Raw genomic sequence first — 18,475 nt, 5'->3', positions numbered from 1 at the left:
CCATAGGAAAATCGCCGCATGATCGAAGCCATGCAGCACGCCCCCACACTTGACCAGCCGCCGGCGCCTGAGACCGGCCCGGCAGCCCGCACCAGGGCCGAGCGCGAGGCGCTCAAGCTGGAAAAGCGCCTGTGCCGCCAGGTCGGCCAGGCGATTGCCGACTTCAACATGATCGAGGCCGGCGACCGCGTGATGGTCTGCCTGTCGGGCGGCAAGGACAGCTACGGCCTGCTCGACGTGCTGATGAAGCTGCAGGCGCGCGCGCCGGTGCCGTTCGAGCTGGTGGCGGTGAACTTGGACCAGAAGCAGCCCGGCTTCCCGGCCGAGGTGCTGCCGGGCTACCTGCAATCGCTGGGCATTGAGCACCACATCGAGACGCAGGACACCTACAGCATCGTCAAGGCCAAGATTCCCGAGGGCAAGACCACCTGCAGCCTGTGCTCGCGCCTGCGCCGCGGCATCCTGTACAGCGTGGCGCGGCGGCTGAAATGCAACAAGATCGCGCTGGGGCACCACCGCGACGACCTGCTGCAGACCTTCTTCCTCAACATGTTCTTCGGCGGCAAGCTCAAGGGCATGCCGCCCAAGCTGACCAGCGACAACGGCGAATTCATCGTGATCCGCCCGCTGGCCTACGTGGATGAGCGCGACCTGGTCGCCTGGGCCGAGCACCGTGCTTTCCCGATCATTCCGTGCAACCTGTGCGGCAGCCAGGAGAACCTGCAGCGCAAGCAGATCGGCGACATGCTGCGCGACTGGCAGAAGCGCTTCCCCGGCCGTATCGAGAACATGACGACCGCACTGCAGAACGTCGTGCCCTCGCACCTGATGGACGGAACCTTGCACGATTTCCGAAACCTGAAGGCGACCGGCGTGTTCGATCCGGATGGCGACAAGGCTTTCGACGAGGAGAGCTTCGCTGAACCCGTGGGTCGGCCGTTCGCGGGCGTCCCCCTGGTTGGCTCCTGATGCGTTGAACCAGTGTGTGCAACCGAGCCGTAGAGGTACGCAGATGAATTGGATGGCGCGAATCAGCCTGGTCTTGATGACCGGCGTGCTGGTGGCCTGCGCCGCCGGTCCGCGCACGGTTGGTGCCGATGTGCGCACCAGCGCCGCGCAGCCGCCGGGCAACGCGGTGCTGCAGGGCGCGCACTACCGTTTCGAGCGCGGCCAGTTGGTCGCCGGCCAGCCGGCGCCGGAGAAGCTCGAAGCCATGGCGCAGGCGGCGCTGGCGCGTGTCGGCGCCGTGCGCGACGACGTGCGCCCCCGCGTCAGCGTGCAGGTGGGCGGCTACGTCAACGCCTACTGGATCGACGAATCGGGCCTGCCGTACGGGGGCATGAGCAACCCGCGCGTGGCGCTCAGCGTCGGTGTCGGGCGCGGCTGGCACGGCGGCGGCCTGGGGCTGGGCTTCGGCTGGCCGATGTGGGATCCGTCGACCCCTGCCTACGTCAGCGAGGTCAGCCTGCTGATGCGTGATCTGTCCACCGGCCAGATCGTCTACGACACCCGGGCGCGTCATGACGGCCCCTGGCACGACACCGAGAACGTGCTGGCGGCGCTGTTCGTGGCTGCGCTGGAAGGCTATCCGCAGCCGGCGCAGGGGGTGCGGCGCGTGGCGGTGCCGCTGCTGCCGCCTGCGCCGGCCGCTGCGCCCAACGCACCGGCGCCGGTGCAGGCGCCGCCGGTGCGCTGACGCGTCACGCCTGCATGGCATGATCGGCCCCATGGAGCCGACCCGCATCCTGGCCATCCGGCACGGCGAAACCGCCTGGAACGTGGACACGCGCGTTCAGGGCCATCTCGACATCCCGCTCAACACCACCGGCCGCGAGCAGGCGCGGCGGCTGGCGCGGGTGCTGGCCGGGCGCGAGCCGATCGAGGCCATCTACAGCAGCGACCTGTCGCGCGCGCTGGCCACCGCACGCGCGGTGGCCGAAACCACCGGCGCGTCGCTCGAGACTCGCACCGGCCTGCGTGAGCGCTGCTTCGGCGCGCTGCAGGGTCGCAAGTTCACCGAGGTCAGCGCCGCCGATCCGGCACTGGCCGAGCGCTGGCGCCGCCGCGAGCCGGCGTGGACACCGCCGGGCGACGGTGGCGAGTCGCTGCTGCGATTCCGCCAGCGCGTGCTGACGACCGCCGAGGCGCTGGCCGCGCGCCACATCGGTCAGTCGATCGCGCTGTTCACCCACGGCGGCGTGCTGGACGTGCTGTACCGTGCCGCCACCGGCCTCGAGTTGCAGAGTCCGCGCACCTGGCAGATCGGCAACACGGCGGTGAACCGCCTGCTGTGGACGCCCGACAGCGGCTTCAGCCTAGTCGGCTGGGCCGACACCATGCATCTGGAGGACGAGGCGCTGGATGAGCGCGTCGCCTGAGCCCGCGGATCGGCACGCCCTGCTCGGACGGGGCGTGGAGGCGATCGACACGCCCGCGCTGGTGGTCGATCTGGACGCTGCCGAGCGCAACCTGCGCCGCATGAGCGAGTTCGCCGCCGCGCGCGGCGTGCGCCTGCGCCCGCACGGCAAGATGCACAAGAGCGCCTGGTTCGGGCGCATGCAGGTGCAGGCCGGTGCGGTCGGCCTGTGCGTGCAGACCGTGGCCGAAGCCGAGGCGCTGGCCGCCGGGGGCATCGACGACGTGTTCATCAGCAACGAGATCCTCGGTGCCGCCAAGCTGCGCCGGGTTGCCGCGCTGGCCCGGCAGCTGAAGGCGCGTGGCGGGCAGCTCGCCATCGCGGTCGACAGCGCCGTCGGCATCGAGCGGCTGGCGCAGGCGATGCAGCAGGACGCGGACGCGATCGATGGGGTCATCGACGTCTTCATCGAGGTCAACATCGGCCAGGGCCGCTGTGGCGTGGCGCCGGGCGCACCGACCGTGCAGCTGGCGCGCGAACTGGCCGTGCTTGCGCCGCGCCTGCGCTACGCCGGCTTGCAGGCCTACCACGGCGGCGCCCAGCATCTGCGCACCCCGGCCGAACGGCAAGCCGCGATCGGCCGATCGGTTACTCTGCTGGCCGACACGCGCCGGCAACTGGACGCGGCCGGCCTGGCGCCGCCGCTCGTCACCGGCGCCGGCACCGGCAGCTTCACGCTGGAAGCCGCCAGCGGCCTGTGGGGCGAAATCCAGCCCGGCAGCTTCCTGTTCATGGACGCCGACTACCGGCGCAACCAATGGGACACCTCGCAGCCGTGCTTCGAGCCGGCGCTGTTCGTCAAGTCGCAGGTGATCAGCGCCGGCGCCGATCACGCGGTGTGCGACGCTGGGCACAAGAGCCATGCGATCGACAGCGGATTGCCGCAGGTGTGGGTGCTGCCGGGCCAGGCGCCGCTGGAGTTCGCCAACGGCGGCGACGAGCACGGGGTCCTGCGCCTGGGTGATGAGGGCGGCAAGCTGCCGGCGCTGGGCGACACTGTGTGGCTGATCCCGGGCCATTGCGATCCGACGGTGAACCTGCACAACCAGTACGTTGCGGTGCGCGGCGGGCTGGCGGATGGCGTGGTCGAGGCAGTGGTGCCGGTGGAGGCGCGCGGCGCTTGGTGAGCGGGCACCTCGCGTTTGCTCACGACCCGCTGCAGGCCCTTGCGCCTGCTTTTGCGTGTAGCAAAAAACCCCCGTGGGCCGCAGAGGCTAGGCCAACCAGCGCTTGCGCCGGCGGTAGTGCTTGACGTTGTGGTAGTCCACACGCTCGCCGCCGCCGAGGTAGAACTCCTGGATGTCGGGGTTGCGCTTGAGTTCCTCGGTGCTGCCGCTCATGACGATGTTGCCGTTCTCGATCAGGTAGGCGTGGTCGGCGACGTCGAGTGCGGCGCGCGCGTTCTGCTCGACCAGCAGTACGCTCGTGCCCTGGGTGCGGTTGATCTCGCGGATGATGGTGAAGATCTCCTTGACCAGCACCGGGGCCAGGCCGAGCGAGGGCTCGTCGAGCATGATCAGGCGCGGCTCGGTGATCAGGGCGCGGGCGATCGCCAGCATCTGCTGCTCGCCGCCCGAGAGATAGCCGGCCTTGCTCCTGGCGCGCTCGGCCAGGCGCGGGAAGTAGGTGTAGGCCTGCTCGCGCAACCGGCTGAACGGCGTCCTGGCGCTGCGACCCGGATAGGCGGCCAGCAGGTTGTCGTCGGGCGTCAGGTGCTCGAAGATGCGCCGCCCTTCCATGACGTGCACCAGGCCCAGGCGCACGCGCTCGGGCGGGCTGAGCGCGCCGATGTCCTGGTCGCCAAACAGCACCTGGCCGCGCCGCACCTCGCCGCGCTCGGGCGCCAGCAGGCCGCTGATGGTCTTCAGCGTGGTGGACTTGCCGGCGCCGTTGGCGCCGAGCAGGGCCACCATGGCCCCCTCCTCGACGGCGAGCGAGACCCCTTTGATGGCGAGGAACACCTTGTCGTAGGTGACCTCGACATTGTTCAGGGTCAGCAGGCTCATTTCTTCTGGGCCTTGGCCTGGTCTTCCTTGATTAGGTCCCAGACCACGTCCTGGTAGGCGTTGAACCAGTCGCTCTTGGGCGCCCACTGCTTGCCGTCCCACTCCGAGATGCGGCCCCAGCCGCCGCCCTGGTGGTCCTGGGTGGTGAAGGTGAGCTTGGGCATCAGGCCTTCGGCGTCGTAGTCCTTGAGCATTTCGTAGCCCTGCTTGAGCTTCTCGCCCGTCAGCGGCGCGCCCAGCTTCTTGAGCCCCAGTTTGGCCGCCTCCACCGTCATCGCCATGCTGGCGACGCCGATGTTGTAGTAGGTGGTGCCGATCTTGGCCTTGTCGCCGGTGCCGTTGCCGGCGTCGATCACCTTCTGGTTGATGCGCTTGAGGATCGGGCTGTCGGTGCCGGTGCCGACCAGCGTGACGCGCTTGACGCCGACCACCTCGTTGCCCTTGAACGACTGCATGTCGCTTTCGGAGAGCCAGACCACGGAATGGATGTCCTTGGCCGGGATGCCGTTGCCGAGCGCACCGCGGATCGACACGCCCTGGCCGGGGCCGGCGCCCCAGATGATGACCTTGTCGGGCCGGTAGCGGCGCACCTCGGACCAGGTGGCGGCCTGCTCGGTGCCGGGGACTGGGTAGGGGAACAGCTTGACCTCGAAGTTCTTGGTCTGCGCGACCTTGTTCAGCAGCTCGATCGGCTCCTTGCCGAACGGCGAGTCGATGTGCACGAAGGCGATCTTCTTGCCCTTCAGGCCGCCCTCGTGCTGGTCGATGTACTGCAGGTGCAGCGCCGCCTGCGAGCGGTAGATGGCGGCCGAGGGGAACACGTAGGGGAAGGCCTGGCCGTCGGCGGCATCGGCGCGGCCGTGCGCGAAGGCGATCATCGGCAGGCGGTCCTCGTTGGCGCGCGGCATCAGCGCGTTGGCCACCGGTGTGCTCAGGAAGTCGAAGAACAGCGCGCCGGCGGCCTTGGCCTCGTTGTACTGGGCGATGCCGCGCTCAGGGTAGCTGGCGTGGTCCTTGATGATGAGCCGCACCGGGTGGCCGTCGATGCCGCCCTCGGCGTTGACCAGCTTGATGTAGTCCTGCTGGCCCTGGCTGTATTCGTTGGTCAGGAAGGTGTAGACGCGCGTGAAATCGAGCAGGGTGGCGAACTGCAGCGCGTCCTTGGCCTGGGCCTGGGCGATGCCGCTGGCGGCCAGGCCGGCGCTGGCCAGCGCGGCGGCCAGCAGGGTCTTGCGGATCAGGGATCGGCGGGTCTGTTTCATGACGGTTGTCTCCTTTGCGGGTTGGCTGGGAACGGTTCGAAAGGCATTGCTGCGGCTCGGGTGGGGCCTGCTCAACTCTGGGTGTGGCGGAACGGCCAGACCAGCAGGTACTTGCGTGCGTTGTCGTAGATCTTGGCCAGGCCCAGCGGCTCGAACAGCAGGAAGCCGATGATCATGGCACCGTACAGCATCAGCGGGATGTGCGCCATCAGCGAGGTCGAGACGTTGAGCCAGCCGGCCTCGACCAGACGTGCGATCAGGTTCAGCAGCACGATCGGCGCCAGCAGCACGAAGCCGGCGCCCAGGTAGCCGCCGACCACGCTGCCCAGGCCGCCCACCAGCGCCATCGCCACCAGCTGGATGGTGACGTCGAAGTTGAACTGCGAGGGCGTCACCGCCTGGTAGAAGCAGAACGCCAGGACGGCGCCGCTGACGCCGCCCAGGAACGAGCTGGTGAAGAAGGCCTGCAGCTTGTAGCGGAAGATGTTGACGCCGATCACGGCGGCGGCGAAGTCCTTGTCGCGCACCGCCACCAGCGCGCGGCCGTAGCTGGTGCGCTTGATATTCAGGATCAGCACGGAAACGATCACGGTCCACAGCAGCGCCAGGTAGTAGCGCGCCTGCAGGGTGTCGATCGGGATCAGCAGGAAGCTCACCTGCGGCGTCTGCAGCGTCGCCACGGCGCCGCCGGAAATCACGTTGACGTTGACGATCACCCAGTCGACCAGGAACTGCATGGCCAGCGTCGCCATGACCAGGTACAGGCCCTTGACGCGCAGTGCCGCGGCGCCGAACAGGCAGCCGATCAGCGCCGCCACCAGCCCGGCCAGCAGCAGCGCCAACTCGAACGGCACGCCGGCGCGCGTGGCGTGGATGCTGGTGTAGGCGCCGATCGCCATCACCGCGGCAAAGCCGAAGTGCAACTGCCCGGCCAGGCCCATCAGCAGTGTCAGTGCCAGCGTGGCGGCGCTGAACACCAGCCAGGGCAGCATGTAGCTCGACAGGTAGAGCTCGGACATGTAGAAGGGCGCGGCCAGCGCCAGTGCCAGCAGCAGGCCGATCTGCCAGCGGTCGGCCGGGATCGGCCACAGCTGGCGCGTCTGCGCGTAGCGCGTGTGATGGGTGCCGGACAGGCGATAGAACATCAGATCCTCTCGATATCTTCGCGGCCCAGCATGCCGTGCGGCCGGATCAGGATGGTGAGCAGGATCACCAGCGAGGTCACCACGTCGCGCGTGCTGCCGCCCACCAGTGAGTCGACATAGCCCGGGATCACGCTGCCGAGGATGCCCACCACCAGGCCGCCAAGCAGCGCGCCGACGATGGAGTCGATGCCGCCCAGGATCACCACCGCCACGGCCGGGAACAGCAGTGCCGTGAGCGACCAGTCGACCCCTTGCACGGCGCCCCACATGGTGCCGGCGGCGACCGCGCACAGGCCGGCCAGGCCCCATGAGATGGCCACCGCCTGCGCCACCGAGATGCCGACCGACCAGCTCGCGACGTGGTCGTCCGACACCGCGCGCAGCTTGGTGCCCAGGCGGGTGCGGAAGAACAGCAGGGCCAGCGCGATCAGCAGCAGCGCCACCACGCCGCCGACGACGTAGGTGCGGTTGGTGAGGATGTCGCCCACGATCAGCGGTGCCATGCTGATGCCGATGTCCAGGTGCTTGGGCTCGGTGCCCAGGAAGCCCGGGCCAAGGCCGCGCAGGAACACGTCCAGGCCGAGGGTGAGCATCACGATCATGATGATCGGCTGGCCGACCATGGTGCGCAGCAGCAGACGCTCGGTGAGCCAGCCGAAGGCGAACATCACCACCAGCGCCAGCGCGATCGCCAGCCAGATCGGCAGCCCCCAGCTGCCCAGCAGCCAGACCACGTAGCCGCCCATCATGACCATGGCGCCGGCGGCGAAGTTGAGCACGCCCGACGACTTGTAGATCAGCACCACGCCGAGCGCCACCAGGCTGTACATCAGCCCGGTGAGGGCGCCGTTGATCAGCAGTTCCAGGAAGTAGCTCATGCCGCGGCCCCCACGGTGGCACCGACGTCACGGATCGCGAGCTCGCGCCGCAGCACGCCCGACTCACCGGTTTCGTAGGTGATCTGCGCCACCGATTCGACCGCGGCCTGGCCGGCGTAGATGGCGTCGATGATGTCCTTGTAGTGCGTGTCGATGACGTTGCGGCGCAGCTTGCGCGTGCGCGTGACCTCGCCGTCGTCCGGGTCGAACTCCTTGTGCAGGTTGACGAAGCGGTGGATGCGCGTGGCCTCGGGCAGCTTGGCGTTGACGGCGCGCATCAGGCCCTCGATCAGGTCGTAGACCGACGGCTGCTGCGACAGGTCGGCAAACGAGGTGTAGGCGATGCCGCGCTCCTGCGCCCAGTGGCCCACCGCCTCCCAGTCGATCGCCACCAGCGCGGCCAGCCAGTCGCGGCCGTCGCCCAGCACGCAGACGTCCTTGATGTGGGGGCTGAACTTGAGCTGGTTCTCGATGAAGGTGGGGATGTAGCGCTCGCCGCCGCGCGTGCGCACCAGCTCCGACACGCGCCCCAGCACCACCAGCTGGCCGTCGTCCTCCAGGTGGCCGGCGTCGCCGGTGTGCAGCCAGCCGTCCTGCAGCGCCTCGGCCGTGGCCTCCGGGTTGTCGAAGTAGCCCTCGAACACGTTGCCGCCGCGCACCAGGATCTCGCCGCTGTCGCTGATGCGCAGCTGCATGCCGGGAAACGGCTTGCCCACGGTGTGCAGCTTGACGGTGCCGGCGTCCTGCGCCGCGCACAAGGCCGAGTTCTCGGTCTGGCCGTAGAACTGGCGCAGCGGCAGGCCGAGCGCGCGGAAGAACAGGAACACCTCCTCGCCGATGGCCTCGCCCGCGGTGTAGGCGTGACGCGCGCGCGCCAGGCCGAGCTGGTCGCGGATCGGCCCGAAGATCAGCCACTCGCCCAGGCCGCGCCACAGGCGCTGGGCCAGGCCGGGCTGCTGGCCCGCCAGGTGGCGGCGCTCGAGCTCGATGGCAAAGGGCATGAAGTGCTCGTAGATCCGGCGCTTGAGGCCGGTCGATTCGGCAATGCCGACCTGCACCCGCGTCAGCATGGTGGACCAGGCGCGCGGCGAGGTGAAGTACACCGTGGGCGCGATCTCGCGCAGGTCGCGCTGCACCGTCTCCTGCTTCTCCGGGATGTTGGCCGAGAAGCGCAGCGCCAGCGCCGCCGCGATGGTGAAGATGAAATCGCCGACCCAGGCGATCGGCATGTAGGCCATGTGCGTCTCGCCCTCGCCGAAGTAGCCGACCTGGGCCGCGCTGCGCACGGCGAACAGCACGTGGCGGTGCTTGAGCGGGATGCCCTTGGGCGCGCCCATGGTGCCCGACGAATGCAGCAGCACGGCGTCGTCGCTGGCGCGCGGGCGTGCCAGCAGGTCCTCGCGCAGGCCGGGCTCGTGCTGCAGGCGCTCGGTGCCGCGCCGCGCCAGTTCGGTAAAGGCCAGCACGTGCTGCGGCGCGCTGCCCTCGAGCCCGCGCGCATCGTCGTAGACGATCCACTGCAGGCCGTCGTACTGCGTGGCCAGGCCGAGCAGCTTGTCGACCTGCTCCTGGTCCTCGGCGATGGCAAAGCGCACGTTCTCGCGCTGAATCTGGCCCAGAAGCTGCTCGGGCGTGAAGTCCGGATAGGCCGGCGAAGGCACGGCGCGCAGCGCGATCGCGCCGAGCATGCCGAAGTACAGCGCGGGCCGGTTGTCGCCGACCACCAGCACCTTGTCGCCCGGTGCCACGCCCAGTGCTTCCATGCCGGCGGCGGCGGCCAGCACCTGCTCCAGGTAGGCCTGCCAGGTGGTCTCCTGCCAGATGCCGCGGTCGCGTTCGCGCATCGCGACCTGGCTGCCGTGCGTGCGCGCGTTGGCCGCCAGCACCGCGATCAGGTGGTCGCCTTCGTCGTGCGCCGTGGCCGGGGCCTGCATGTCAGGGGTCATCGGGCGCTCCTCCGATGTAGGCGGCAATGACCTGCGGGTCGTTCACCGCCTCCAGCACCGGCCCCTCGGCCAGCATCTGGCCGTTGTTCAGCACCAGGGCGCGGTCGCAGATGCCGGTGATGACGTCCATGTGGTGCTCGATCAGCAGGATCGTCAGGTCCAGCGCCTCCTTGGCGTCGAGGATGAAGCGGACGATGTATTCCTTCTCCTCCTGGTTCATGCCGGCCATCGGCTCGTCCAGGATCAGCATGCGCGGCTCGGCCGCCAGCGCGCGCGCCAGCTCGACGCGCTTTTGCAGGCCCAGCGGAATCACCTCCACCGGCTCGTCGCGCACGCTCTCGAGCTGCAGCAGGTCGATGATCTCCTCGACCTTCAGGCGGTGCGTGATCTCCTCGCGCTCGGCCCACCACCAGTAGAACAGGGAAGCCAGCGCGCTCGGACGCATGAAGATGTGGCGCCCGAGCAGGATGTTGTCGAGCACGCTCATGCCCTTGAACAAGGCCACGTTCTGGAACGTGCGGGCAATGCCGCGCTGCGCGATGCGATCGGGCCGCACGCCGGTGAGCGGTTGGCCCTCGAAGTGGATGCTGCCCTTCTGCGGCGGGTAGAAGCCGGTGATGGCGTTGACCAGCGTGGTCTTGCCCGAGCCGTTGGGGCCGACCAGGCCGTAGATCTGGCCCTTGCGGATGTCGAGCGACACGTCGGACACCGCATGCACGCCGCCAAACCAGCGGCTGACATGCTCGCAGCTCAGGATGGATTCGCGCTCGGCGGGCGCCGCAGTGGACAAACGTCGCTCCTCGTCGTTCGGGTGGAGGGTTTTGGGGGTCGAATCAATAGAGTAGCGCAGGCATGGCCGCGTGGCACCGGTATCTGACTGCACCGGAGTCCCGATAAACCCGAACAAATGACGTCCCAGCGACAAAGCGAATGGCGTTGCTGCGAGAAGCAAGGCCCGCGCCGCCGGATCACGCGCCCCGACCGCTGCGCCAAGACGGCGGCACCGCGCGGCGCGCGGCCGCTGGTGAGTGCGGTCAGGAGCGCAGCAGCGGGACCTGGGTATCAAACTTGGCGCGCCTGACCGAGAAGAACACCCGCACGTTGCGCACGTTGGCATCCTGCGTGAACAGGCGCTCGGCCACCGCCTGCCAGGCCGGCATGTCGGGGACGCGCAGCACCAGCACGAAGTCCGGTCCCGGCGTGACCTGGTAGCACTGGCGTACCGCGGCCTCCTGCACTGCGCGGCGCTCGAAGGCCTGCAGGTGCTCGGCGCCCTGGCGATCCAGCGACACCTCGGCGATTGCCGTCAGGCCGTGGCCTTGCAGGGCGGCAATGCGGTCCTCATCCAGCAGTGCGGCCTGGGCGGCGATCAGGCTGGCCTCGCGCAGGCGCCGCACGCGACGCAGCGCGGTGGGTGGCGACACGTGCACGCGCTCAGCCAGGCTTTGGTTGCTCTGGCTGGCGTCCTCTTGCAAGGCCGACAGCAGCAGCCAGTCGATGTCGTCAAGTTCCATGAATCAGTGAATCATGAAATAAATCGTCTGATATCGGGTTGATCGTCGATTGATTTCGTAATGTTCATGCAATTGAAGTCAAATTTCTTGCAACTCATCCTAGCATGACGTCTTCGCCGCCAACAGGGCGGCTGGTCTGGAGTGTTCATTCATGTGCGGTATCGTCGGCGCGGTTTCCACGCGCAACATCGTCCCCATCCTGGTGCAGGGCCTGCAGCGGCTCGAGTACCGCGGCTACGATTCCTGCGGCGTCGCCGTGCATGCAATGGAGTCCGCCAGCACCGCGCCCGCCACCCGGCTGCGGCGCCTGCGCGGCATCGCCCGCGTGGCCGATCTGGCGGCGCGCACCGACAGCGAAGGCCTGGCAGGCAGCACCGGCATCGCCCACACCCGCTGGGCCACGCATGGCGCACCGGCGGTGGCCAACGCGCACCCGCACGTCAGCCGCGGCCCGGTGCCGGCCGGCATGGACGGCGAGCAGGCGGCGGCGCGGCCGGCGCGCGTGACGCTGGTGCACAACGGCATCATCGAGAACCACGACGAACTGCGCGCCGAATTGCTGGCGCGCGGCTACTACTTCACCAGCCAGACCGATACCGAGGTCATCGTGCACCTCATCGAGAGCCTCTACGACGGCGATCTGCTGGCGGCGGTGCAGGGCGCGGTGCAGCGCCTGCGCGGCAGCTATTCGATCGCCGTGCTGCACCGCGACGAGCCGCAGCGCCTGGTCGGTGCCCGGGTCGGCTCGCCGCTGGTGCTGGGCATCGGCGCCGACGGCCGCGAGAACTTCCTGGCCAGCGACGCCATGGCGCTGGCTGGCGTCACCGACCAGATCGTCTACTTGGAAGAGGGCGACGTGGTCGACGTGCAGCTCGGCAAGTTCTGGATCAGCGATCGCCGGCGCCAGCGCGTCACGCGCCCGGTGCGCACCGTGCAGGCGATGAGCGGCGCCGCCGAGCTGGGGCCATACCGGCACTACATGCAGAAGGAGATCTTCGAGCAGCCGCGCGCCATCGCCGACACGCTGGAAGGCGTCGAGGCCGTGGTGCCCGAACTGTTCGAGGCGGCCGGCAACCATGCGCCGGGCGAGGGCGCCTACCCGACCTTCCAGTCGATCCGCCAGATCCTGATCCTGGCCTGCGGCACCAGCTACTACGCCGGCTGCGTCGCCAAGTACTGGCTGGAGGGCATTGCCGGGGTGCCGACGCAGGTCGAGATCGCCAGCGAATACCGCTACCGCGACTCGGTGCCCGATGCCGACACGCTGGTCGTCACCATCAGCCAGTCGGGCGAGACCGCCGACACGCTGGCGGCGCTGCGCCATGCGCAGTCGCTTGGCATGCGCCATACGCTGACGGTATGCAACGTCGCCACCAGCGCCATGGTGCGCGAATGCAATCTGGCCTACCTGACGCGTGCGGGCGTCGAGATCGGCGTGGCCAGCACCAAGGCCTTCACCACTCAGCTGGCCGGGCTGTTCCTGCTGACGCTGACGCTGGCCAAGCTGCGCGGCCGGCTCAGCGACGCGCAGGAGGCCGCGCACCTGAAGGCGATGCGCCACCTGCCGACCGGAATCCAGGCCGTGCTGGCGCTGGAGCCGCAGATCATCGACTGGGCCGAGCAGTTCGCCGACAAGGAGCACGCGCTGTTCCTGGGCCGCGGCCTGCACTACCCGGTGGCGCAGGAAGGCGCGCTGAAGCTCAAGGAGATCACCTACATCCACGCCGAGGCCTACGCCGCCGGCGAACTCAAGCACGGCCCGCTGGCGCTGGTCACCAGCAATATGCCGGTGGTCACCGTGGCGCCCAACGACGCGCTGCTGGAGAAGCTCAAGAGCAACATGCAGGAAGTGCGCGCGCGCGGCGGCGTGCTGTATGCCCTGGCCGACGCCGATACCCGCATCCAGGGTGGCGACGGCCTTCACGTCATCCGCATGCCCGAGCACTACGGCCCGCTGTCACCGATCCTGCACGTCGTGCCGCTGCAACTGCTGGCCTACCACACGGCTGTGGCACGCGGCACCGATGTGGACAAGCCGAGGAACCTGGCCAAGAGCGTGACGGTGGAGTAATTTTGGCGGCCGGGCAACGGCGCGGCCTGATCCGGATTGGCGCTCAGCAATATGGAAACCCGTTCGCACTGAGCCCTTTGGTGAACTCAGGACAAGCCTGTCGAAGTGCAGGCTTGTCGTGAGGCTTCGACAAGCTCAGCCCGAGCGGTTGAATATTTTCGAACGCGAATCCGCATGAGCCTGGCAGCCGAGCGGCTTCAGGCGCCCGAGGGTGTACGCGTCACGCGACGCAGGCCTTCACCCCCGTTCAGGTAGTAGTTGCCCTGCGGGCTGATCACCACCGCGCGAACCGCCGCCGGATCGGAATAGTAGCGCCAGCCATGCGCCTGCTCACCTGGTGCGGCCCGGTTAAACACCGGCCGCATGGCCGTGCCAGTGTGGGTCGCAGAGGTGGTGCGCACCTGCGTGCTGCGCTGATGGTCATGGTCGCGATCGTGGTCGCTGGCCAGCACCACGGTGCTGGCGCTGGCGAGGAGCAGGGCGACGGAAGCGAGAACTGCGGTCGATTTCATGATGGATCTCCTGTGCTGGCCACAGCCGTCATCGACTGGGTGAGCGCAGTCTGCGCCGCGGTCATGAAGCCGCGCTTAACGCCTCGTTCCTGCCCCGTTCGGTGATGCATCCGATGCGGTGCGGATCAGTCTGCGACCGGCGACCGAGCGTTTGCGATGTCTTCCTTCAGGATGCGCCTGATCTCCGTGATCGCGGCGGCATCCTCCTGCACGCTGTGTCCGGACACGATGACTCGTTCCGACGTCGCGCCCTCCAGATGCGCGCTGCGATAGGGAACCAGGCCATCGTCAGAGTCCATGAGCGCGCCTTCCGCGTGCCGCCTGGCGATGATCGTGTGATAGGGCACGCGGTCCGAGATCGACAGCGTGCTCGCCGCCTTGATGAAGGGGTCGTTCTCGTCGAGTTGGTCGAGGCTGTTGGGCACGTCGGGCAGGAACTGCTCCACGCCGTTCAGCTCGGCATCGGCATGGGCGCCCAAGGTGTTGGCGAAGCTCTGCAGTCGCATCAGCGGCAGGCGTATCAACCCGGACACCCAGCGCGCAGGTTCCAGTCCTGCAACTGCGGTGCCGCGATGGGGCGCGGCGATGAAGATCGCGCGCTCCACGCCGGGCAGGGGCTGAAAGCGCAGGAATGCATCGAGCCGGGACGGGTGTCGGCCGGATCGATCCAGACCTATCCTGGGGTCCGATTCGGCCCATTGCCACAATTGCTGGTCGGCCGTCGAGACCATCAGCCGGGCGATCACGCCCCCCATGCTGTGCCCGATCAGCACCAGTCCGCGTGAGGCTGGCATTTCAGCGCCCGGGTCGAAATGGCGCAGGGCGGCCAGCAGCGCCTGCCGGATCGCCATGTGGCTGGCCGGCATGGGAATGTTCGTCGGGTAGTAGACCTGCCAGATCTGGAATTCGCGCCGCAATGCTTCGTCGGCCAGGATCTCGTTGGCCACGTTGACCCACGCTTCGGGGCTGCTCGCCAGCCCGTGCAGCATCACGATGACGCGGCGCTGGGGGTCAAAGGGTTGCATCAGGTAGAGCTGCGGGTGATCGATGCCCTGTTCGCGTCCGAATAGGCCACGCAGCGATCGCCGGCTGAAGTCGGCGCGCGCCAGCCACAGGCCATAGCCCGCCGTGAAGTTGCCGGCAAGCGGCACCCGCTGGCCATGGAGCAGCAGGTGGTCCTGCATCAAGGGGTCGTGCACGCCGAAGATCAGTTCGTTCGTGCTGAGTAACTCCTGCAGTGTGCGCGCCTCGAAGCGCAGCACGATGGTCACGTTGGGCGTCGGCATTTCGCTCCAGGCCGCGAAAGTCGGCCCGCGCTCGTTGCCGGACGACGCTCCGGCCCACTGCCGCAGCGCGTTCGGCGCGGTGTCGGTGACCGCCACCAGCTCGGCGCCGAGCCCGTCCCGGCGGTAGATGCCACGCAGTCCCTGGAATGCCAGGGTGCTTGCCGGCAGCAGCTCGCGCGGCACGGTTGCTTCGCCGGCCAGACGCGCCTGGAGGTCGACGCGCGGGGTCCAGCTGCCCAGGCGCAGCGCCGCTTCGATCTGGCCGGCACCCCCGCCCTGCCTCCAGTCGTGCGCTCGAAACAACTGGGTGACCGTCTGCTGCACGGCGTAGTTGTACCAGTCGCGCACCTGGGTCTGCCGCTCCTCGAACGCGCGCTCGCCGGGCGGCCGCGGCGTGAAGAACAGATAGGCATAGGCGTGGCGCGCGGTCTCTATCCAGGCCAGTGCCGCAGCCGTGTCGTCGGGTGCGCGCACAGTCGATAGGGTCACCGCGCGCTGTAGCCAGAGTTCCGCCAGCGCTGACAGCCGGGTTTCGGCGTCCATGCCCTCGGCCTTGGTCATGGCCTCGATGCAGGCAGGCGAGGTGGTCGGCATGCAAGCCTGGTCACCGAACCCGGCGGCGCGAATGGTCTGCGCGGTCAGTGCGCTGAGCTGGCCGGTGCCGAGAAAGTCGCCGCGGCGCAGCGCGACGTACTCGCTCGGCGTCATCTCGTGCACCGCCACGGAAGGCTGGAACTCGGCGAGGGCTGCGCAACCGCCGAGCAGCCATGCCAGGGCGGCAACGATCAAGCGACCGTGGAACGCGTGGCGCAAACACGTCATCACGTCAAGAACTCCCCCGGATACGGCATGCGGCATGCGGCGCCAGTCAGGCCGATGCGGCAGACCTGTCCGGCTGGTCAAGGCGAGCGGACAGCATGCGCTTCACCCTCACTTCCCGGTCTTGCCCTGGGACGTGGCAGCCGGCCCCGTCGCCGGCTGCGTCCACGGTTGCCAGGGCTGCCCGAAGGAGGCGATATCGGTGCTGATGCCGACCGCCTCGGAGACCGACGCCTGCCAGCTTGCAAGCGCCTGGCGCAGGCCATCGGCAAAGAGGGTCTGGTTCCTGGCCGCGACCTGGCCAAGTGCCTGGACATCGTTCATGCGGCCTTGGCACAGACGCCAGAACACATCGGACGGCAGCGTCGCGAGTGCCTGCCAGTCGGCCGCCTGCTGCAGGCCCTGGATGCCCACGGTGGTTTCCTGCATGCTGTCGGCACTAAGCTGTTGTATGGCTTCGAGCCACTGATGGCCGCTTTCCTGCAGCAGGCGGGTGACCTCCAACTGCAGCTGGGCGTTGGCCTTGTAAAGATGGATGGGCAGTTCGCTGTTCATTGCAATGCTCCACGGTGATGAAATGCCCCGGCGGGGCGGGTGTGGGTCAGCTTGATGGGCGTGGCCCGGTCGAAATGGGGTGAACCGGTGGCGGACCTGGGGTGTCATGTCACTTCATCGCCACGTAGGTGCCGGGCGCGTCGGCAAGCGGGGCGTACGCGCCGCGTCGGCTGCCCATGGCGGGTGGTGCCACGCGCGCGGACGAACGCTGCGCCAGCCACTGCTGCCAGGCTGGCCACCACGAACCCTCGTGCAGCGGGGTCTGGGCGCGCCACTGCTGCGGGTCGAGGTAGCGCTCGCCGGCGCTGCGGGTGCCGATCTGGAAGCTGCGCCGCGGGTGGCCCGGCTCGCTGACGACACCGGCGTTGTGCCCGCCGCTGGTGAGCACGAAAGTCAGTTCCGCATCACTGAGCAGGTGCAGCTTGTACACCGATTGCCACGGGGCGACGTGATCACGCACCGTGCCGACGACGAACAAGGGCACCGTGATGTCGGCCAGCGCCACCGGTCTGCCATCGACCCGGTAGCGCCCCTCGGCCAGATCGTTGCCCAGATACAGCTGCCGCAGGTATTCGCTGTGCATGCGGTACGGCATGCGGGTGAGGTCGGCGTTCCAGGCCATCAGGTCGTTCTGCGTCTGGCGCTCGCCAAGCAGGTATTCGCGCACCCGCCGCGACCAGATCAGGTCCTGCGAGTTGAGCATCTGGAACGCGCCGGCCATCTGCCTGCCGTCCAGATAGCCCTTGTCCCACATGGCCGCCTCGAGCCAGGCCAGCTGGCTTTCGTCGACGAACAGCGCGATCTCGCCGGATTCGCGGAAATCCGTCTCCGCGGCGAGCAGGCTCAGGCTCTGCAGTCGATCGTCGCCATCGCGTGCCATCGCGGTGGCGGCGATCGCCAGCAGGGTGCCACCCAGGCAGTAGCCCACCGCATGCACCTTGCGTTCGGGCACGATGGTGGCGACCGCCTCCAGCGCAGCCATGACGCCCAGGCTGCGGTAGTCGTCCAGGCCGAGGTCGCGGTCGGCCGCGGTCGGGTTGCGCCAGGAGATGATGAACACCGTGTGCCCCTGCGCCACCAGGTACTTCACCATCGAGTTGTGCGGCGACAGGTCGAGGATGTAGTACTTCATGATCCAGGAAGGCACGATCAGCACCGGCTCGGCATGCACCTCGGCGGTCGTGGGCGCGTACTGGATCAGTTCGATCAGATGGTTGCGAAACACCACCTTTCCCGGGGTGACCGCCACGTCCTTGCCGACCTCGAAGCCCTCGACCCCGGCCGGTGCATCGTCCAGCGCGAGCCGCCGCGCATCGTCGAGCAGGTTCATGGCGCCGCGCCACAGGTTGGCGCCGCCGCTGCTCGCGATGGCGGCCAGCACCTCCGGATTGCTCCAGATGAAGTTGCTCGGCGACCACATGTCCAGCCACTGCCGCCCGGCGAAAGTGACCATGTTCTCGTGATGGTGCGACACGCCGCGCACGCCGGTGGTGGCGTCCTGCCACCACTGCTGTTGCAGCAGAAAGCCCTGGTGGATCAGGTTGAACGGCCAGTGCTGCCAGGCCGGATCGGCAAAGCGCCGATCCTGCTCCAGTGGTTCGACGCAAGTAGGGCAGTCGCGCGTGCCCGCGGCCTGCACGGCGTAGCGCGCGAAGCGCTGCTGATTCTCCAGCCCCTGCTTCAGCAGGCTGTGCTGCTTGCCCGGCGAAAGCATCAGATGCAGCGCCCAGTCGTACCACGCCAGCAAGGCGGCCGCCGGCGACAGTCCGCCGGTGCCGCGCGCCCGCATGGCGTTGGCGAGAGCATCCAGGGCATCGGGGTGACCGCCTTCGCGCGATGTGCCTCCTGGCCTCTCCATCGTGGACATGATTTCCATTTCCAGCCCTTTGAAGTAGTGAGTAAGTTATTACTATCCTATTCTCTTGACGAGGATTGTTGAACCCGTGTGGCTACAACCCTTCTTCCAACATCGGTACATCCGGGTCAGGTCCGTGCCGGGACCATCGGGTCATGACGGCAGCGCCGATGCGGGAGGCTCAAGACCGACGGCTGTGCCCTCACCAGG

The 18,475-nt window shown here is 68.3% G+C and carries 16 protein-coding genes; 5 read left to right on the top strand and 11 right to left on the bottom strand.

Annotated features, from left to right (window positions below; all coding sequences use genetic code 11):
- Window positions 1-18 precede the first annotated feature (18 nt).
- The 4 genes from ttcA to PK606_RS08645 are packed head-to-tail and all read left to right on the top strand — an operon-like array spanning window position 19 to window position 3,543.
- On the top strand, window positions 19-969 hold the full coding sequence (gene ttcA, locus PK606_RS08660; protein ID WP_324562834.1) for a tRNA 2-thiocytidine(32) synthetase TtcA: 951 nt from the start codon (window positions 19-21) through the stop codon (window positions 967-969).
- Between the two features lie 52 nt (window positions 970-1,021).
- Window positions 1,022-1,696, top strand: a complete 675-nt coding sequence (locus PK606_RS08655; RefSeq protein WP_324562831.1) for a hypothetical protein — start codon at window positions 1,022-1,024, stop codon at window positions 1,694-1,696.
- A gap of 31 nt (window positions 1,697-1,727) precedes the next feature.
- Window positions 1,728-2,378: a histidine phosphatase family protein gene (locus PK606_RS08650; RefSeq protein WP_324562829.1), complete on the top strand. Its 651-nt coding sequence runs from the start codon at window positions 1,728-1,730 to the stop codon at window positions 2,376-2,378.
- Window positions 2,362-3,543: a DSD1 family PLP-dependent enzyme gene (locus PK606_RS08645; protein ID WP_324562826.1), complete on the top strand. Its 1,182-nt coding sequence runs from the start codon at window positions 2,362-2,364 to the stop codon at window positions 3,541-3,543. Before PK606_RS08650 ends, PK606_RS08645 begins: the two co-directional genes overlap by 17 nt.
- Before the next feature lie 87 nt (window positions 3,544-3,630).
- Here the strand turns inward: PK606_RS08645 and PK606_RS08640 are convergent, their stop codons facing one another.
- From PK606_RS08640 to PK606_RS08610, 7 genes are all read right to left on the bottom strand, one after another.
- Window positions 3,631-4,422 carry an ABC transporter ATP-binding protein gene (locus tag PK606_RS08640; protein WP_324562824.1) on the bottom strand — a complete coding sequence of 264 codons (792 nt, stop codon included), beginning with the start codon at window positions 4,420-4,422 and terminating at the stop codon, window positions 3,631-3,633.
- Window positions 4,419-5,684, bottom strand: a complete 1,266-nt coding sequence (locus PK606_RS08635; protein WP_324562822.1) for an ABC transporter substrate-binding protein — start codon at window positions 5,682-5,684, stop codon at window positions 4,419-4,421. The genes PK606_RS08640 and PK606_RS08635 overlap by 4 nt, the downstream gene beginning before the upstream one ends.
- 71 nt (window positions 5,685-5,755) lie before the next feature.
- The gene (locus PK606_RS08630; RefSeq protein WP_324562818.1) at window positions 5,756-6,829 is read right to left on the bottom strand and encodes a branched-chain amino acid ABC transporter permease; all 1,074 of its coding nucleotides are present in this window, start codon (window positions 6,827-6,829) and stop codon (window positions 5,756-5,758) included.
- Complete coding sequence (locus PK606_RS08625; RefSeq protein ID WP_324562816.1) at window positions 6,829-7,707, bottom strand: branched-chain amino acid ABC transporter permease; 879 nt, start codon at window positions 7,705-7,707, stop codon at window positions 6,829-6,831. Before PK606_RS08625 ends, PK606_RS08630 begins: the two co-directional genes overlap by 1 nt.
- Window positions 7,704-9,653 (bottom strand): AMP-dependent synthetase/ligase, encoded by a 1,950-nt coding sequence (locus tag PK606_RS08620; protein ID WP_324562813.1) that lies wholly within the window; start codon window positions 9,651-9,653, stop codon window positions 7,704-7,706. The genes PK606_RS08625 and PK606_RS08620 overlap by 4 nt, the downstream gene beginning before the upstream one ends.
- Window positions 9,643-10,443 carry an ABC transporter ATP-binding protein gene (locus PK606_RS08615; protein WP_324562812.1) on the bottom strand — a complete coding sequence of 267 codons (801 nt, stop codon included), beginning with the start codon at window positions 10,441-10,443 and terminating at the stop codon, window positions 9,643-9,645. The genes PK606_RS08620 and PK606_RS08615 overlap by 11 nt, the downstream gene beginning before the upstream one ends.
- 244 nt (window positions 10,444-10,687) lie before the next feature.
- Window positions 10,688-11,167, bottom strand: coding sequence for an Lrp/AsnC family transcriptional regulator (locus PK606_RS08610; RefSeq protein ID WP_324562810.1), 480 nt, complete (start codon window positions 11,165-11,167; stop codon window positions 10,688-10,690).
- A gap of 151 nt (window positions 11,168-11,318) precedes the next feature.
- Here PK606_RS08610 and glmS point away from each other — a divergent pair, with 151 nt between their 5' ends.
- Entirely contained in the window at window positions 11,319-13,238 is a 1,920-nt protein-coding gene (glmS, locus tag PK606_RS08605) for a glutamine--fructose-6-phosphate transaminase (isomerizing) (RefSeq protein ID WP_324562807.1), read from the top strand.
- 197 nt (window positions 13,239-13,435) lie between these two features.
- On the opposite strand, the gene PK606_RS08600 is transcribed toward glmS, so the two are convergent.
- The 4 genes from PK606_RS08600 to PK606_RS08585 form a co-directional block, all read right to left on the bottom strand.
- Window positions 13,436-13,750: a hypothetical protein gene (locus PK606_RS08600; RefSeq protein ID WP_324562805.1), complete on the bottom strand. Its 315-nt coding sequence runs from the start codon at window positions 13,748-13,750 to the stop codon at window positions 13,436-13,438.
- Window positions 13,751-13,875: 125 nt separating this feature from the next.
- Entirely contained in the window at window positions 13,876-15,825 is a 1,950-nt protein-coding gene (locus tag PK606_RS08595; RefSeq protein ID WP_324562803.1) for an alpha/beta fold hydrolase, read from the bottom strand.
- A 141-nt stretch (window positions 15,826-15,966) separates the two neighbouring features.
- Window positions 15,967-16,410 (bottom strand): hypothetical protein, encoded by a 444-nt coding sequence (locus PK606_RS08590; protein ID WP_324562801.1) that lies wholly within the window; start codon window positions 16,408-16,410, stop codon window positions 15,967-15,969.
- 109 nt (window positions 16,411-16,519) lie between these two features.
- Complete coding sequence (locus PK606_RS08585; protein WP_324562800.1) at window positions 16,520-18,277, bottom strand: PHA/PHB synthase family protein; 1,758 nt, start codon at window positions 18,275-18,277, stop codon at window positions 16,520-16,522.
- Window positions 18,278-18,475 lie beyond the last annotated feature (198 nt).

It is taken from the genome of Ottowia sp., assembly GCF_035444425.1.
Taxonomy (GTDB): Bacteria; Pseudomonadota; Gammaproteobacteria; order Burkholderiales; family Burkholderiaceae_C; genus Ottowia.
This window is presented reverse-complemented; position numbering and strand designations above follow the sequence as displayed.

Excerpts from the sequence above, each read along its gene's own strand:
- ttcA (WP_324562834.1), top strand. The coding sequence starts at position 19 with ATGATCGAAGCCATGCAGCACGCCCCCACACTTGACCAGCCGCCGGCG.
- PK606_RS08655 (WP_324562831.1), top strand. The coding sequence starts at position 1,022 with ATGGCGCGAATCAGCCTGGTCTTGATGACCGGCGTGCTGGTGGCCTGC.
- PK606_RS08650 (WP_324562829.1), top strand. The coding sequence starts at position 1,728 with ATGGAGCCGACCCGCATCCTGGCCATCCGGCACGGCGAAACCGCCTGG.
- PK606_RS08645 (WP_324562826.1), top strand. The coding sequence starts at position 2,362 with ATGAGCGCGTCGCCTGAGCCCGCGGATCGGCACGCCCTGCTCGGACGG.
- PK606_RS08640 (WP_324562824.1), bottom strand. The coding sequence starts at position 4,422 with ATGAGCCTGCTGACCCTGAACAATGTCGAGGTCACCTACGACAAGGTG.
- PK606_RS08635 (WP_324562822.1), bottom strand. The coding sequence starts at position 5,684 with ATGAAACAGACCCGCCGATCCCTGATCCGCAAGACCCTGCTGGCCGCC.
- PK606_RS08630 (WP_324562818.1), bottom strand. The coding sequence starts at position 6,829 with ATGTTCTATCGCCTGTCCGGCACCCATCACACGCGCTACGCGCAGACG.
- PK606_RS08625 (WP_324562816.1), bottom strand. The coding sequence starts at position 7,707 with ATGAGCTACTTCCTGGAACTGCTGATCAACGGCGCCCTCACCGGGCTG.
- PK606_RS08620 (WP_324562813.1), bottom strand. The coding sequence starts at position 9,653 with ATGACCCCTGACATGCAGGCCCCGGCCACGGCGCACGACGAAGGCGAC.
- PK606_RS08610 (WP_324562810.1), bottom strand. The coding sequence starts at position 11,167 with ATGGAACTTGACGACATCGACTGGCTGCTGCTGTCGGCCTTGCAAGAG.
- glmS (WP_324562807.1), top strand. The coding sequence starts at position 11,319 with ATGTGCGGTATCGTCGGCGCGGTTTCCACGCGCAACATCGTCCCCATC.
- PK606_RS08600 (WP_324562805.1), bottom strand. The coding sequence starts at position 13,750 with ATGAAATCGACCGCAGTTCTCGCTTCCGTCGCCCTGCTCCTCGCCAGC.
- PK606_RS08590 (WP_324562801.1), bottom strand. The coding sequence starts at position 16,410 with ATGAACAGCGAACTGCCCATCCATCTTTACAAGGCCAACGCCCAGCTG.
- PK606_RS08585 (WP_324562800.1), bottom strand. The coding sequence starts at position 18,277 with ATGTCCACGATGGAGAGGCCAGGAGGCACATCGCGCGAAGGCGGTCAC.